This window comes from Nocardioides sp. URHA0032, from assembly GCF_000620645.1.
Taxonomy (GTDB): domain Bacteria; phylum Actinomycetota; class Actinomycetes; order Propionibacteriales; family Nocardioidaceae; genus Nocardioides.
The window spans coordinates 114,761-129,021 of the sequence record NZ_JIAV01000021.1 but is presented as its reverse complement, the minus strand read 5'-3'; the positions used below and the strand labels follow the sequence as shown (position 1 = coordinate 129,021).

The 14,261-nt window shown below is 72.2% G+C and carries 16 protein-coding genes and 1 tRNA gene; 3 read left to right on the top strand and 14 right to left on the bottom strand.

The window, feature by feature from the left end; translation table 11 throughout:
- Positions 1–5: 5 nt before the first annotated feature.
- From N538_RS0112715 to N538_RS0112685, 7 genes are all read right to left on the bottom strand, one after another.
- Positions 6–1,655, bottom strand: coding sequence for an acyl-CoA synthetase (locus N538_RS0112715; protein WP_028637622.1), 1,650 nt, complete (start codon positions 1,653–1,655; stop codon positions 6–8).
- 106 nt (positions 1,656–1,761) lie between these two features.
- Positions 1,762–1,834 (bottom strand) — tRNA-Ala (locus N538_RS0112710).
- 175 nt (positions 1,835–2,009) lie between these two features.
- Positions 2,010–2,642: a histidine phosphatase family protein gene (locus tag N538_RS0112705; protein ID WP_028637621.1), complete on the bottom strand. Its 633-nt coding sequence runs from the start codon at positions 2,640–2,642 to the stop codon at positions 2,010–2,012.
- Entirely contained in the window at positions 2,632–3,009 is a 378-nt protein-coding gene (rsfS, locus tag N538_RS0112700) for a ribosome silencing factor (RefSeq protein WP_028637620.1), read from the bottom strand. Before rsfS ends, N538_RS0112705 begins: the two co-directional genes overlap by 11 nt.
- Positions 3,010–3,076: 67 nt before the next feature.
- Entirely contained in the window at positions 3,077–3,685 is a 609-nt protein-coding gene (gene nadD, locus N538_RS0112695) for a nicotinate-nucleotide adenylyltransferase (RefSeq protein WP_028637619.1), read from the bottom strand.
- Between the two features lie 17 nt (positions 3,686–3,702).
- Entirely contained in the window at positions 3,703–3,855 is a 153-nt protein-coding gene (locus N538_RS29015; protein ID WP_197025332.1) for a hypothetical protein, read from the bottom strand.
- A gap of 23 nt (positions 3,856–3,878) precedes the next feature.
- On the bottom strand, positions 3,879–5,129 hold the full coding sequence (locus N538_RS0112685) for a glutamate-5-semialdehyde dehydrogenase (protein WP_028637618.1): 1,251 nt from the start codon (positions 5,127–5,129) through the stop codon (positions 3,879–3,881).
- Between the two features lie 83 nt (positions 5,130–5,212).
- On the opposite strand from N538_RS0112685, the gene N538_RS0112680 reads away from it, so the two are divergent.
- The gene (locus tag N538_RS0112680) at positions 5,213–6,667 is read left to right on the top strand and encodes a lysyl oxidase family protein (protein WP_028637617.1); all 1,455 of its coding nucleotides are present in this window, start codon (positions 5,213–5,215) and stop codon (positions 6,665–6,667) included.
- Here N538_RS0112680 and N538_RS0112675 read toward each other — a convergent pair.
- Genes N538_RS0112675 through ligD (N538_RS0112665) form a run of 3 tightly spaced genes read right to left on the bottom strand, consistent with a single transcriptional unit; the run spans position 6,633 to position 9,704 of the window.
- Complete coding sequence (locus tag N538_RS0112675; protein WP_028637616.1) at positions 6,633–7,868, bottom strand: chloride channel protein; 1,236 nt, start codon at positions 7,866–7,868, stop codon at positions 6,633–6,635. The two genes, N538_RS0112680 and N538_RS0112675, sit on opposite strands and share 35 nt — an antisense overlap.
- Before the next feature lie 19 nt (positions 7,869–7,887).
- Positions 7,888–8,739 carry a non-homologous end-joining DNA ligase gene (gene ligD / locus N538_RS0112670; RefSeq protein WP_197025331.1) on the bottom strand — a complete coding sequence of 284 codons (852 nt, stop codon included), beginning with the start codon at positions 8,737–8,739 and terminating at the stop codon, positions 7,888–7,890.
- A 29-nt stretch (positions 8,740–8,768) separates the two neighbouring features.
- The gene (ligD, locus tag N538_RS0112665; RefSeq protein WP_028637614.1) at positions 8,769–9,704 is read right to left on the bottom strand and encodes a non-homologous end-joining DNA ligase; all 936 of its coding nucleotides are present in this window, start codon (positions 9,702–9,704) and stop codon (positions 8,769–8,771) included.
- A 67-nt stretch (positions 9,705–9,771) separates the two neighbouring features.
- Between ligD (N538_RS0112665) and N538_RS25210 the strand changes: the two genes are divergently transcribed.
- Together N538_RS25210 and N538_RS25205 are read left to right on the top strand one after the other, a co-directional pair.
- The gene (locus tag N538_RS25210) at positions 9,772–10,149 is read left to right on the top strand and encodes a DNA polymerase ligase N-terminal domain-containing protein (RefSeq protein WP_051549245.1); all 378 of its coding nucleotides are present in this window, start codon (positions 9,772–9,774) and stop codon (positions 10,147–10,149) included.
- 63 nt (positions 10,150–10,212) lie between these two features.
- Positions 10,213–11,211 carry a hypothetical protein gene (locus N538_RS25205; RefSeq protein WP_051549244.1) on the top strand — a complete coding sequence of 333 codons (999 nt, stop codon included), beginning with the start codon at positions 10,213–10,215 and terminating at the stop codon, positions 11,209–11,211.
- 1 nt (position 11,212) lies between these two features.
- Here N538_RS25205 and N538_RS0112650 read toward each other — a convergent pair whose 3' ends face one another.
- From N538_RS0112650 to N538_RS0112635, 4 genes are all read right to left on the bottom strand, one after another.
- The gene (locus tag N538_RS0112650) at positions 11,213–12,190 is read right to left on the bottom strand and encodes an electron transfer flavoprotein subunit alpha/FixB family protein (protein ID WP_028637613.1); all 978 of its coding nucleotides are present in this window, start codon (positions 12,188–12,190) and stop codon (positions 11,213–11,215) included.
- A gap of 13 nt (positions 12,191–12,203) precedes the next feature.
- On the bottom strand, positions 12,204–12,983 hold the full coding sequence (locus tag N538_RS0112645; protein ID WP_231496208.1) for an electron transfer flavoprotein subunit beta/FixA family protein: 780 nt from the start codon (positions 12,981–12,983) through the stop codon (positions 12,204–12,206).
- A gap of 146 nt (positions 12,984–13,129) precedes the next feature.
- Entirely contained in the window at positions 13,130–13,438 is a 309-nt protein-coding gene (locus N538_RS0112640; RefSeq protein WP_028637611.1) for a hypothetical protein, read from the bottom strand.
- Positions 13,435–14,214 carry an enoyl-CoA hydratase/isomerase family protein gene (locus N538_RS0112635; protein WP_028637610.1) on the bottom strand — a complete coding sequence of 260 codons (780 nt, stop codon included), beginning with the start codon at positions 14,212–14,214 and terminating at the stop codon, positions 13,435–13,437. Before N538_RS0112635 ends, N538_RS0112640 begins: the two co-directional genes overlap by 4 nt.
- Positions 14,215–14,261: the final 47 nt, after the last annotated feature.

Genomic DNA, 14,261 nt, shown 5'->3' with positions numbered 1-14,261 from the left:
AGCTGCTACACCTGCGTCCGTGCCCACCGGTAGTCGGCCTTGCCCGACGGCGACCGCTCGACGACCGGGGCCCGGACCACCGCCTTCGGGACCTTGTACCGCGCCACGTGCCGCGCGGCCTCGGCGAGCAGCTCCTCGTCGGAGGCGACACTGCCCTCCTCGAGCTGGACGACGGCGATCACCTCGCTCCCCCAGCGCTGCGAGGGACGGCCGACGACGATGACGTCGCGGACGCCGGGGTGCGCGGCCAGCGCGCGCTCGACCTCCTCGACGAAGATCTTCTCGCCGCCGGAGTTGATGGTGACGCCGTCCCGGCCGAGCAGCACGATCTGCCCGTCCTCCGCGAGCAGCGCCCGGTCGCCAGGGATCGAGAACCGGACGCCGCCGATGACCGGGAACGTGCGTGCGGTCTTGTCCTCGTCGCCGAGGTACCCGAGGGGCACCCGGCCGCGCTGGGCGAGCCAGCCCTCGCCCTCGCCCGGCTCCAGCGTCCGCTGGAACAGGTCGTCGACGACCGTCGTGGCGGCGACCGGTGCGAACGTCGCCGTACCCGCCTCCATGCCCTTGAGCGACAGCGAGCTCATCTGCAGACCCGTCTCCGAGGCGCCCGCGGCGTCCATCACGATGATGTGCGGCAGCGCCTCGAGGATCCGCGCGCGCACGCCGGGGGTGAGCGGCGCGCCACCGTTGTTGAACGCCGCGAGGCCGGACAGGTCGTAGCTGCCCCGCTCCACCTCCTCGACCAGCGGCAGCGCGACGGCGTCGCCGACGACCGGGATGCTGAGGACCCGTTCGCGGACCGCCGTGCCGATCGCGTCGGCGGGGTCCAGCGAGTGCACGTTGTCGGGGAACACGATCGTGCCGCCGCCCGTGATGGTGTGGAACGTCGACCACTGCGCCGCGCCGTGCATCAGCGGCGGGATCATCAGCAGCCGCATGCCGCCCCCGGCGTTCGCGGCGTGCTCCGCGATCGCGTCGTACGACGTGAACGGGTCGTTGGTGCCGAACGGCGTGCCGCCCATCGAGGTGACGTAGATGTCGTCGTTGCGCCACAGCACGCCCTTGGGCATGCCGGTGGTGCCGCCGGTGTACAGCACGAACAGGTCGTCGCCGCTCGGCTCCGGCATCCCGTCCACCGGCTCCGAGGTGAGGACGACGTCCTCGTAGGCGACGGCGCCCGGCAGCAGGTCGTTCCCAGAGCCGTCGGCAACCTGGATGAGGACGTCGAGGCCGGGCAGCCGGTCGCGGATGGCGGCGACGCTCGGGGCGAACTCCGCGTGGTAGACGAGCGCGCGGGTCCGGGCGTCGGTGAGCAGGTAGAGCAGCTCCTCCTCGACGTAGCGGTAGTTCACGTTGAACGGCGCCACCCGGGCTCGGTAGCCCGCCACCATCGCCTCGAGGTACTCGTTGCCGTTGCGGAGATAGAGCCCGACGTGGTCCTGGCCGGACTCGTGACCCCGGAGCCCGGCCCGCGGGACGTGGCTGCCGAGCCCGCGCTCGACGAGGTGGTGCGCGAGGCCGTCGATGCGCTCGTTCATCGCGGCGTACGTCAACCGCCGGTCGCGCCAGACCAGCACCTCCTGCTCCGGCACCGCGCGGGCGACGGTGTCGAAGACCGTCGAGAGGTTGAATCCGTCCGGGCCGAGCTGGGGCATGGCACCACCTGAATAGAACGTGTTCTCGTTCCGGCGATGCTACCGCTCAGTGCTATCGCGCCCCTGAACGACGGAAGCCCGGCGCTCCGCGCCGGGCTTCGTGATGTGGAGCTGAGGGGACTCGAACCCCTGACCCTCTGCATGCCATGCAGATGCGCTACCAGCTGCGCCACAGCCCCATCGTTCTCTTCCCCTGCGGGATGACAACTCGCGGAATACTAGCCAACCGCCCCGCCCGATGCGAATCGGGGGCGGGTCACAGTTCCCCATGGGATCCCGGGGAACCCGCACTTCCCACGGTGAGCAACGCCATGGGAAGTGCGGGCCCAGGTGCAGACCATGGTGAGCCTGAGGTCAGCGGCCGGGCACCACGCGGTTGTACGCCACCAGCCGCATCGGGGCACCGGGCTCGGCGCGGTCCAGCTCGACCCAGCCGCAGTTCGCGAGGCCGTGCAGGGCGGTGCGCCCGGTGGCCGGCAGGCCGAGCAGGACTGGGACGGCGTCGCGGATCGCGGCGCCGTGGGAGACCGCCACCGCCAGCTCACCCGGGGCGATCGAGCCGAGGAGCTCCACGAGGGCCGACACCATCCGGGCGGCGACCTGCGCGGAGGTCTCGCCACCCGGCACCACGTCGAAGTCACCGGAACGGAAGGCGGCGAACTCCTCGGGTGCCACCGACGCGTACTCCTCGTGGGTCAACCCCTGGCGCGAGGCCAGGAAGTACTCGCGCAGCCGGGCGTCGTACACGGGCTCGAGGCCGGTCTCCTTGGCGAGGTACGCCGCGGTCTGGCGCGCGCGGGCGCTGTCGGAGGACCAGAGGGCGGCGGGGCGCAGTGCGGCGACGACCGGCGCCACCGCGGCCGCCTGGGCGTGGCCGGTGTCGTCGAGCTCGACCTCCAGCTGCCCCTGGATCCGGCGGCCGGCGTTGAACGCGGTCCGGCCGTGCCGGAGCAGGACGAGCCGGGCAGGAGCCGGGTCAGCGCTCATGCGAGACGACGTCGGCAGGCAGCTCGATCGTCGGGCAGTCCCGCCAGAGCCGCTCGAGGGCGTAGAACTGCCGCTCCTCCTCGTGCTGCACGTGCACGACGATCTCGCCGTAGTCGATGAGCACCCAGCGACCGTCCCGCTCACCCTCCCGCCGGATCGGCTTGGCGCCGATCTCGCGCAGCTTGTCCTCGACCTCGTCGACGATCGCCTTGACCTGGCGGTCGTTGGTCGCGGAGGCGAGGACGAACGCGTCGGTGATGGCGAGCTGCTCGCTAACGTCGAACGCGACGATCTGCTGGGCGAGCTTGTCGGAGGCCGCCAGCGCGGCCGCGCGGACGAGCTCGAGAGCGTGGTCGGTGGCAGTCATGCGGGATCCCCTCGGAATCGCGGGCTGGAGGAGCGGAGCGGGGGAAGCCCGCGACGTCGTGGGGTGCTCACTGCTGGTCCTTGGGATAGAGGTCGTGCTTGGCGATGTACTGGACGACACCGTCCGGCACGAGGTACCAGACCGGCTCGCCGCGGCGGGTGCGGTCCCGGCAGTCGGTGGACGAGATCGCCAGCGCGGGGATCTCGACCATCGTCACCCGGTGCGCCGGGATCGTGGCGAGCGTCGCCTCATCCATGGTGTAGCCGGGCCGGGTGCAGCCCACGAACTGGGCGAGCGCGAACAGCTCCTCGGCGTCGCGCCAGGTGAAGATCTCGGCCAGCGCGTCGGCTCCGGTGATGAAGTAGAGCTCCGCCTCCGGCAGCTGGGCCTTCAGGTCGCGGAGCGTGTCGATCGTGTACGTCGGGCCAGCGCGGTCCAGGTCGACGCGCGAGACGGTGAACCGCGGGTTGGACGCCGTCGCGATGACGGTCATCAGGTAGCGGTGCTCGGCCGGCGAGACGATCCGGTCGGACTTCTGCCAGGGGTCGCCGGTCGGGACGAAGACGACCTCGTCGAGGTCGAACCACGCCTGCACCTCCGACGCGGCCACGAGGTGGCCGTGGTGGACGGGGTCGAAGGTGCCACCCATGACCCCGATCCGCCGCGCGCCGGGCATGTGCTCACTCCCGGCGGTCAGCTGTGCTCGCGTCCCGCGCCGAAGATCAGCAGGGCGAGGATGAGCGCGAGCAGGATCGCCAGCACCACTCCTCCCACCAGCCAGTGGTTCGGCACGTTGTCGTTGACGGCCTCCTCGGTGGCGAGGACGGCGACGTACGGGTTCAGCATGGACGACAGCCTACCGGCAGCGGTCAGGACGGGCGGACGTGCCCGTCGCCGGTCACGACGTACTTGGTCGAGGTCATCTCCGGCAGCCCCATCGGGCCGCGGGCGTGCAGCTTCTGGGTGCTGATCCCGATCTCGGCGCCGAAGCCGAACTCCGCCCCGTCGGTGAACCGCGTCGACGCGTTGACCAGCACGGCCGCCGAGTCGACCGCGGCGGTGAAGTGCCGCGCCGCCGCGAGGTCCTCGGTCACGATCGCCTCGGTGTGCTGGCTGGAGTACCTGCGGATGTGCCGGATCGCCGCCTCGAGGTCCGGTAGGACGGCCGCGGAGATGTCGAGGGAGAGGTACTCCTCCCCGAAGTCGCCGTCGGTGGCCGGCACGACGCCGTCGTACGCCTGGAACGCCGAGTCGCCGTGGATCGTGACGCCCGCGTCCTGCAGCGCCGCGACGACCCGCGGGAGGAACGCGTCCGCGACCCCGGCGTGCACGAGCAGCGACTCGGCCGCGTTGCAGACGCTGGTGCGCTGGGTCTTGGCGTTCAGCACGATCGCCAGCGCCTTGTCGAGGTCGGCGGCACGGTCGACGTACACGTGGCAGTTGCCGACGCCCGTCTCGATGACCGGAACCGTCGACTCCTCGACCACCGAGCGGATCAGGCCCGCTCCCCCGCGCGGGATCAGCACGTCGACCAGGCCCCGGGCGCGCATCAGCTCCTTGACGGTGTCCCGGCTCTCGGCCGGCACCAGCTGCACCACGTCCGCGTCGAGCCCGGCGGCCGCCACCGCGCCGCGCAGCTCCTCGACGATCGCGGCGTTGCTCGCGCCGGCGCTGGAGCTGCCGCGCAGGAGCACGGCGTTGCCCGACTTCAGGCAGATGCCGGCGGCGTCGGCGGTCACGTTGGGCCGGGCCTCGTAGATGATGCCGACCACGCCGAACGGCACCCGCACCTGGCGCAGCTCGAGGCCGTTCGCCAGCGTGCTGCCGCGCACCACCTCGCCCACCGGGTCGGGCAGCCCCGCGACGTCGCGCAGGCCCTGGGCCATGCCGGCGACCCTCTCGGGCGTGAGCCGGAGCCGGTCGACGACGTTGGGCGGCGTACCACCCTCTTCGGCGCGCACGACGTCCTCCGCGTTCGCAGCCAGGACGCGGTCCTCGCCGGCGAGCAGCGCGTCGGCCATCGCGTGCAGCGCCGTGTCCTTGGTCCGGCGGGTCGCCAGGGCGAGGGCGTGGCTGGCCTCCCGGGCCCGTTCGGCCATCGCGACGACTGGACTGGTCATGCTCCGAGGGTAGGGCGTGGCAACCGATGGGCCCGCCGCCGCGTCCTACCGTGGTCAGGCCCACCTCCGGAAAGGTTCCTCCGTTGCGCCGATCCCTGCTCGCCGCCGCCAGCCTCGCGCTGGCCGCCCCCCTGCTCGCCTCCGTCGGACCGGCCGCCACCGCGGAGTCCCCGAAGGCCGCCGAGGTCGCCCCGATCACCCTCTGGGCGCCCTCGCACGTCACCGCATACGCGTACCGCAAGCGCACCTGGACCGACCTGGGGCTGCGGCTGATCGCGAACGGCGCACCCTTCGAGCTCTGGTCCGACCGGCCGTCGTACAACGACCCGATCCAGACCGTGTGGCGCACCTCCGGCGGTGACGTGCCGCTGCCCGCCGGCTCGATGAGCGACTTCTCCGGCCTGGACCGGTTCATGTCGATCACGGTGGACCCGAAGAAGCGCGGCGAGGACACCCTCAGGATGACGAAGAAGGGCTGCCTCAACGGCTACTCCGAGCGCGTCCGCGTGGACGCGCCGGCGCGCTCGCCGTACCCGGTCGGCTGCTGGTACAACGCCTACAGCCTCGGCTCGGTGCAGGGCATCCAGACCGGCTGGGCGACACCCGTGCTCAACCAGTCCCGGCCGCTGCGGATCGGCCCGGGCGAGTACAGCGTCACCGCGACCATCAAGCGCGCGTACGCCACGGTCTTCGGGCTCACGGCCGAGCAGGCGACGCGGACCTTCGACCTCACCGTCACCGACGAGAGCGGGATCGACCGCGCTGGTGCGGCCGGTCGCCCCTCGAAGCCGGTGGCCCCCGCGGCGCACCGCCCGACCGGTCCGACCGGTCGTGCCGACGAGGGCGGGCCGGAGCCCGACCTCCAGGCCCTGCCCGCGTGGGGCATCTCGCTGAACCGCAAGGGCACCTACCTGCGGTTCTCCGCCACCGTGTGGAACGCCGGTGACAGCCCGCTCGTGGTCGACGGCTTCCGCCGCGACGGCGAGGACGAGATGGACGCGTACCAATACTTCTTCGACGCCGACGGCAACCAGACCGGCTACCAGCCGGTGGGCGCGATGGAGTGGGACCCGCGGCCCTCGCACTCGCACTGGCACTTCGAGGACTTCGCGCGCTACTCGCTCCTCGACGCCGGCAAGACGGAGGTCTCGCGCTCGAAGAAGGAGGCGTTCTGCCTCGCCAACACCGACTCGGTGGACCTCACCGTCCCCGCGGCCGACTGGCGTCCGGAGAACACCGACCTGTCCACGTCGTGCGGCGACTACTCGTCGCTGTCGATCCGCGAGGTGCTGGTCTCGGGCTGGGGCGACACCTACACGCAGTACCGCGCCGGCCAGTCCTTCCCCATCAAGGACCTGCCCAACGGCACGTACTACGTCGCGGTCAACGCCAACCCGGAGCACAACCTGGTGGAATCCTCGACGGACAACAACATGTCGCTGCGCCGGATCAAGCTCAGCGGACCCCCGGCGCACCGCAAGGTGACCGTCCCGCAGGTCGGCATCATCGCCGAGGAGGGGTACGGCGGTCAGGGCTGAGCCCGGACACCAGCGCACCCACCCCCGCCCCGACGGCCAGCGGCAGCACCGCACCGAACGGGAAGAAGAACAGCAGGATCAGCACCGTCGCCAGCGGGCGCCGGAGGACGGCCGTCGCGGCCGCCCCGGCGCCCGCTGCCACGACCGCCCCGACCGGCGCGGAGTCCCACACCGCGGTGACGGCGAGCGCGGTCGCCATGCCGATGAACACCGACGGGAAGATCTGGCCGCCGAACCAGCCGGTGCCGAGGCAGGCCAGGGTCGCCACCACCTTCAGCAGGGCGATGAGAAGGAACGCCGTCGCGGCCTTGTCCCCCGCCGAGTCGATCAGCTCCTGGCCCTCGTGCTCGCCCGAGAACAGGCTGAGCCCCTCGACCGCTCCGCACACGCCGAGCACCAGGCCGCCCGCTGCTGCCCGCAGCACGGTCGAGGGCACGAGCCGCTCGGCGGTCCGGCGTACCGGCTCGGTGCCCAGCAACAGCAGCAGCCCGGCGCAGGCGGCTGGTACGGCGCCGGCGGCCGCCCACCCGATCGACTCGACCAGGTCGCGACCCGACCCGGGGTCGGCGTACGGCAGCACGTAGCGGCCGCCGGCCCGCTCGGGCAGCACCAGCAGCATCGTCACGAGTCCCGCGAGGCCAGCAACCAGGCCGGCACCGATCAGCCGGGTGGAGGTGGCCGCCGCGCGGCCGCGCTCCAACGGCAGCGCCACCGCCGCGAGCGGTCCGCCGAACAGCCCCGAGATCGCGCCGGAGGAGGTGATCAGCGCCGCCTCGGCGCGGCTGACCCGCAGGATCCGCCCGATCCGGTCGCCGAAGCCGGTCGCGATCGCGATCAGCGGCGCCTCCGGCCCGAGCGACGCACCGAACGCCAGCGACACCACGCCCAGGACCGTCGCCCGGATCAGCCAGGACGCCTTGGGCGGCGGCTTCCGGTCCTCGCCCAGCGCGTCGTCGAGCTCGAGCAGGGCGTCCTCGAGGTCGTTCGGGGTGTCCCGGTCGTGGCGCAGCCGCAGGACGCCGACCAGCAGTCCACCCGCCGCGCACACCAGGACGACCTGCCACGCGCCGTCGCCGGGGAGCCGCGGATCGGTGCCGTCCCAGATCAGCTGCTCGGTGAGGTGCACCGCCTCCAGGTAGACGCCCGCGAGGACGCCGACGGCGCCCCCGAGCAGCAGTGCGAGCCACAGTGTGCGGGCCACGCTCGACAGCGTAGGGGGGTCAGAGCCGCCGGCGCGCCCTTCCGAGGCCGCTCGCGTGCCGGCGCATCCCCGCCCACGGGTCATCCTTCGCCAGCCGCCTGGCCAGGTTCGCGATCGTGACGTCGCCCGGCGCAACCCGGGAGAGCTCGTCCCACGCGAGCGGCGCGGACACGGGGGCGCCCGGCCGCGCGCGGACGGCGTACGGCGGCACCGCTGTCTGTCCGTAGCCGTTGCGCATGATGTCGACGAGCACCCGGTCGCCGCGGCCGGCCTTGCGGGCCTCGAGCGTGAGGAGGTCGGGCTCGCGTTCGACCAGGCGCTCCGCCACCGCACGCGCGAACGCGCGGACCTCGTCGAACCCCGCCTCGGGCCGCAACGGCACGACGACGTGGTAGCCGCGGGAGCCGGTGGTCTTGAGGTACGTCGTCAGCCCCAGGTCCTCGAGCGCGTCGCCGGCGAGCCGGGTCGCCCGGCGTACCTTCGCGAGGTCGTCGTCGGACGGGTCGAGGTCCAGGACCAGCTCGTCCGGGCGGTCGAGGTCCGCAGCCCGGCTCAGCCAGGTGTGCGGGGTGATGCAGGCCTGCTGGGCGAGGTAGACCAGCGAGCGCCGGTCGTCCACCACGACCTGGCGCTGGGCGCCGTCGGCGGTCTGCACCTCGACCGTGCGCACCCAGTCCGGGAAGTGGGCCGGCACCTTCTTCTCGTAGAAGGAGAAGCTGCCGATCCCGTCGGGGAACCGCTGCATGTTGATCGGCCGGTCCTTCAGGAACGGCAGCATCCGGTCGGCGACGCCGGCGTAGTACTCCGCGACATCGGCCTTGGTGATCCCGTCGTCGGGGAACAGCACCTTGTCCGGCTTGGTGATGTCCACGCCGGCAACCGTCCTGGGCTCCGGGGTGGTCATTCGCGCACCACGTCCTTCGCGGACTTGTCGGTGCGCAGGCCGAGGTACCGCGGGTGGCGCAGCTGGCCGGCCGTCGTCCATTCGGTGAACGCGACCTCGGCCACCAGCTCGGGCTCGGCCCAGTGCACGGCCGTGCGCGGCAGCGCGCCCTTCGTGCAGGGCGAGGTGTCGCGCTCGATCGCGGTCAGTCGCGCGTGCAGGTCGCGCAGCACCTGCTGGCTGAAGCCGGTGCCGACCTTGCCGGCGTACACGAGGTCGTCGCCGCGGTGGTAGCCCAGCAGCAGCGCGCCGATCGCGACCCGCGAACCCTCGGGATCGGTCCAGCCGACCACCACCAGCTCCTGCCCGGCCTCGCACTTGAACTTCAGCCAGTCCTTGGTCCGCCCGGTGGAGTACGCCGAGTCCGCGCGCTTGGCGATCAGGCCCTCCCAGCCCTTCGCGCAGACCTCGCCGAACCAGTCCTCGTCACCGCTGACCCGGTGCGGCGTGGAGCGCACCGGGTCCCCCCAGGTCAGCAGCTTCCGCAGCCGGCGCTTGCGGTCGAGCAGCGGCTCGCGGCGCACGTCCTCGCCGTCCACGCGCAGCACGTCGAACACGTAGAAGTACACCGCCACCCCGCTGCGGCGCGCCTTCGCGGCGCTGCTCAGGTGGATCCGGGGCTGCAGCCGCGCGAAGCTCGTGCGCGCGCCCTCGAACGCGACCACCTCACCGTCGACGACGAAGTCCGACGACGCCTGCTGCTCGAGCGCCTCGGCGATCTCCGGGAACGCCACCGTCACGTCGCGCCCGCTGCGCGAGTACAGCCGGGTGCCGGACGAGGTCCGGACCGCCAGGCACCGCTGCCCGTCCAGCTTGCGCTCGTAGATCCAGCCGTCCGTCCAGAACCGCTCGTGGCTCAGCGTCGCCAGGGCCGGCTCGGGCACATCGGTCACGCTCCCCCGTTACCCGCTCGCGCTGCCGATCATCCGCACCACGGGACCGGGCGACCTAGGCTGGAGCGTGGCCGCGCCGATCTTCGTCGTCCAGCTCCACCGGGCGAGCACGCTCCACTACGACCTGCGGCTCCAGGTCGACGGGGTGCTGGCCTCGTGGGCGGTCCCGAAGGGGCCGTCGACCGACCCGGCCGACAAGCGGCTCGCCGTCCAGGTTGGCGACCACGCGATGGCACACGCGGCGTACGAGAGCGCGAACGTCCGGATCTGGGACTCCGGCTGGTACGAGCCGGTCACCCCCGGGCCGACGGCCGACGCGATCGCCGCGGGCCACCTGCGCTTCGTCCTGCACGGCACCCGCCTCACCGGCGGCTACGCCCTCACCCGCGCGGCGCTGGGTGGCGACGACCGCAACTGGCTGCTGGTGAAGACCGCCGGCGACTGAGGCTCGTCCACAGCCCGCGCCGACCCGGATTCCGCCTCCGCGGACCCGGGCAGGGGTTCGGTCATGGACGAGGACGCGATCCGCCGCCTGCTGCGCGGGCAGGCCGGCGTGCTGTCGAGGGCGCAGGTGCTGGAGTGCGGCGCCACGGACGCCGAGCTCGAGGGTCTGCTGCGACGTCGCGCCTGGACGACCGTGCACCGGGGCGTGTACGTCGACCACAGCGGCCCGCTCACCTGGGACCAGCGGGCCTGGGCGGCGGTGCTCCTGCACGCACCGGCGGTCCTCTCGGGACGCTCCGCGATGCGAGCTCACCGGATGCGGGTGCAGCCCGCCATCGCCTCCGGCCGGGAGCCGATCGAGATCATGGTCGAGGCAGGTCGCAGGGTCGGACCGACGAAGGGCATCAGCATCCGACGAGGCCAGCTCGAGGCCGTCAGCCAGCCGGCCGCGCAACCACCGCGACTCCATCTCGAGGATCCCGTGCTGGTCGCGGCTTCCGACGAGGAACGCGAGGACGCGGCGGTCGCGGTGCTGGTCGATGCGTGCGCGGAGCGGCGCACGACCGCCACGCGCCTGGCCGCGGCACTCCCCCGGCATCCGCGTCTTGGTCGTCGCCGGTTGCTGGCGAGCGTGCTCGACGACGCGGGCACCGGCGTCCCGTCCGCGGTCGAACGGCGCTACGTCGCGCAGGTCGAACGCGCGCACGGCCTGCCTCGGGGCATCCGGGAGGACCGTGCCGAGGGAGGAGGACAGCGCGACGTCCGCTACTCGACCGAGCGCGTCGTCGTCGAGCTGGACGGACGACTTGCGCACGGCCGCGCCGAGCAGCACTGGGCGGACCTCGATCGCCGGCCCGCCGTGGGGGCGACCGGCGACGTCACCGTGCGCCTCGCCTGGGGACAGGTCCTCGACCCGTGCCGGGTGGCGGCGGCCGTTGCCCGGTTGCTGGCCAGCCGTGGCTGGGCCGGACGCCCCGTCCCGTGCGGGTCACGCTGCCCGCTGACGAGCAGCGGAGGATCGCCGGCACCGGGTGCCGACGATCCTCCGCTGTCTCCGCGCTAGGTCAGCCCTTGCGCTTGTTGATCTCCTCGGTGGCGGCCGGGAGGACCGTGTGCAGGTCGCCCACGACACCGAAGTCGACGAGCTCGAAGATCGGGGCCTCCTCGTCCTTGTTCACCGCCACGATGGTCTTCGAGGTCTGCATGCCGGCGCGGTGCTGGATGGCGCCGGAGATGCCCGTGGCGACGTACAGCTGAGGCGACACCGTCTTGCCGGTCTGGCCGATCTGGAAGGTGTGCTGGATCCAGCCGGAGTCGACGGCGGCACGCGACGCGCCCACCGCACCGCCGAGGGCGTCGGCGAGGCCCTCCACGGGCTCGAAGTTGCCGCCGGTGCCACGACCACCGGAGACCACGATCGCGGCCTCGGTGAGCTCGGGGCGGCCGGTCGCCTGCCGCGGCTGCGAGGCCACGATCTGCGCGGTCTTCGCGGCGTCGGAGACGGTCGCCGCGAACTCCTCGACCGTGCCGGCACCCTCGGCCTCCTCCGGGGTGGCGGAGTTCGGCTTGACCGTGATGATCGGCGTGCCCTTGGTGACCTTCGCGGTCACGGTGTAGTTGCCCGCGAACACGCTCTGCGTGGTCACCGGGCCCTTGCGGTCGTCGGCCTGCACGTCGACGGCGTCGGTGATGAGGCCGGACTCGAGCTTGATCGCCAGCCGGCCGGCGACCTCCTTGCCCTCCGCGCTGGAGGGAATCAGGATCGCGGCGAGGCCCCCCTCCGACTGGGCCTTCTCGGCCAGCTGCTGCAGCGCCTCGGCCTTGGGGGCCACCAGATAGCCCTTGATCTGGGCGTCGTCGACGACGTACACCTTCTCGGCGCCGTACTTCTTGACCTTCTCCGCGACCTCGGCGGCCTGGTCGGCCGCGCCGATGAAGACCGCGGACGGCTCGCCGAGCCGCTTCGCGATCGTCAGGAGCTCGTACGTCGGCTTGCGGACGGCACCGTCGACGTGGTCGACGAGAACGAGAACTTCAGACATCGGTGCGTGCTCCTCAGATGAACTTCTTGGAGGCGAGGAAGTCGGCCAGCGCCTTGGCGCCCGAGCCCTCCTCGTCCTTGACGATCTCGCCGGCGGTGCGCGGCGGGCGGGCCGTGGTGTCCTCGACCTCGGTCCACGCCACCGACAGGCCGACCTGGTCCGCCCCGACACCCAGGTCGCCGAGCGACCAGGTCTCCAGCGGCTTCTTCTTGGCGGCCATGATGCCCTTGAACGACGGGTAGCGGGCCTCGCCCGACTGGTCGGTGACGGACAGGACCAGCGGCATGGTGGCGCCGATGACCTCGGTCGCGGTGTCACCGTCGCGCTTGACGCGCACCTGGTCGCCCTGGGTCTCGATGACCGAGGCGAGCGTGACCTGCGGCAGGCCGAGGCGCTCGGCGAGCATCGCGGGGACCACACTCATCGCGGCGTCGGTCGAGGACATGCCGCACACCACGAGGTCGACCTTGCGCTCGGCGCCGGCCTTCTCCACTGCCTTGGCCAGCACCAGCGAGGTCGCGACGGCGTCCGAGCCGGCGATCGCGTCGTCGACCACGTGGACACCCTCGTCGGCACCCATCTGGAGCGCCTTGCGCACCGCGTCGACGGCCTTCTCGGGGCCGACGCACAGCGCCGTCACCGTAGTGTCGTCACCGGCCTTCTCCTTCAGCTGCAGGGCCTGCTCCACGGCGTACTCGTCGAGCTCCGACAGGAGCCCGTCGACGCCCACGCGGTCCACGGTGTTGTCCGACTCGAACTGCCGGTCGGCAGTGGCATCGGGGACATACTTCACACAGACGACAATGTTCATGGTGGTGTGGCCGGTTCCGGCCCCTCCTGTGCACTCGGGTGGTCGTCAGGCTACCGTCGCGCCACCGGCCTCGAAACTCGCACCGGCGTTGGTTGCGTCACAGCGACACTGTCACGGTCGGAGCCGGCTCACGGGCGGATCACACGCTCCAGCACGCGGCCCACCACGAGGTAGGCGACGGCGGCGAGACCCCAGTTGGCGAGCGCGTTCTTCGTCGTCGCGTCCCCGCCGTTGAACGTGAAGATGCCGTTGCCGCGGGAGAACACCTGGAGGTCGAGGACGTCCGCGACGTCGAGCACGAACTTCACCAGGACGTTGTCCTGGTTGGCGTCCAGCGCGATGAGCAGGGCGCCGACGGCGAGGAACAGGGCGCACACCACGGCGACCAGCCAGACCAGCTGGGCGATCCGCGTCCGGACGTTCGCGGTGCGGCTCATCGGCCCTGGAACTCGGCCTTGCCGGGGCCGTTCTCCACGAAGGACCGCATGCCGGTCGTGCGGTCCTCGGTCGCGAACAGCGCCGCGAACTGCTGCCGCTCGATCTCGAGACCGGTCTCGAGGTCGACCTCGATGCCCCGGTCGATGCTCTCCTTCGCCGCCCGGACCGCGAACGACGCGGCCCCGGTGAACTGCCGCGCCCAGGCGACCGCCTCGGCGTAGACCTGGTCGGCCGGGAACACGCGGTCCACGAGCCCGATCGCGAGCGCCTCGTCGGCCTTGACGAAGCGGCCGGTGAAGACGAGGTCCTTGGCCTTGCTCGGACCGACCAGCCTGGTCAGCCGCTGGGTGCCGCCGGCGCCCGGGATGATCCCGAGCAGGATCTCCGGCTGACCGAGGACCGCGTCCTCGGCCGCGAACCGGACGTCGGCGCACAGCGCGAGCTCGCAGCCGCCGCCGAGGGCGTAGCCGGTGACCGCGGCGACGACCGGCTTGGGGATCCGGGCGACGGCGGCGAACGACGACTGGAGTGCCCCGGAGCGCTTCACCATGTCGGTGTAGCCCATGTCGGCCATCTCCTTGATGTCCGCACCGGCGGCGAAGACCCGCTCGCCGCCGTACAGGACGACGGCCCTGACGTCGTCGCGCCCGGTGGCCTCGGTGGCAGCGGCCCGGATCTCCTCCTGGACCTGAACGTTGAGCGCGTTCATCTTCGGCCGGTCCAGCCGGATCGTGCCGACGCCGTCGGCCACCTCCAGTCGTACGAACTCGCCCATGTTCCCTGCCTCCCGATGATGGTCTGGTCGCTGCACCCGTCCCGGGC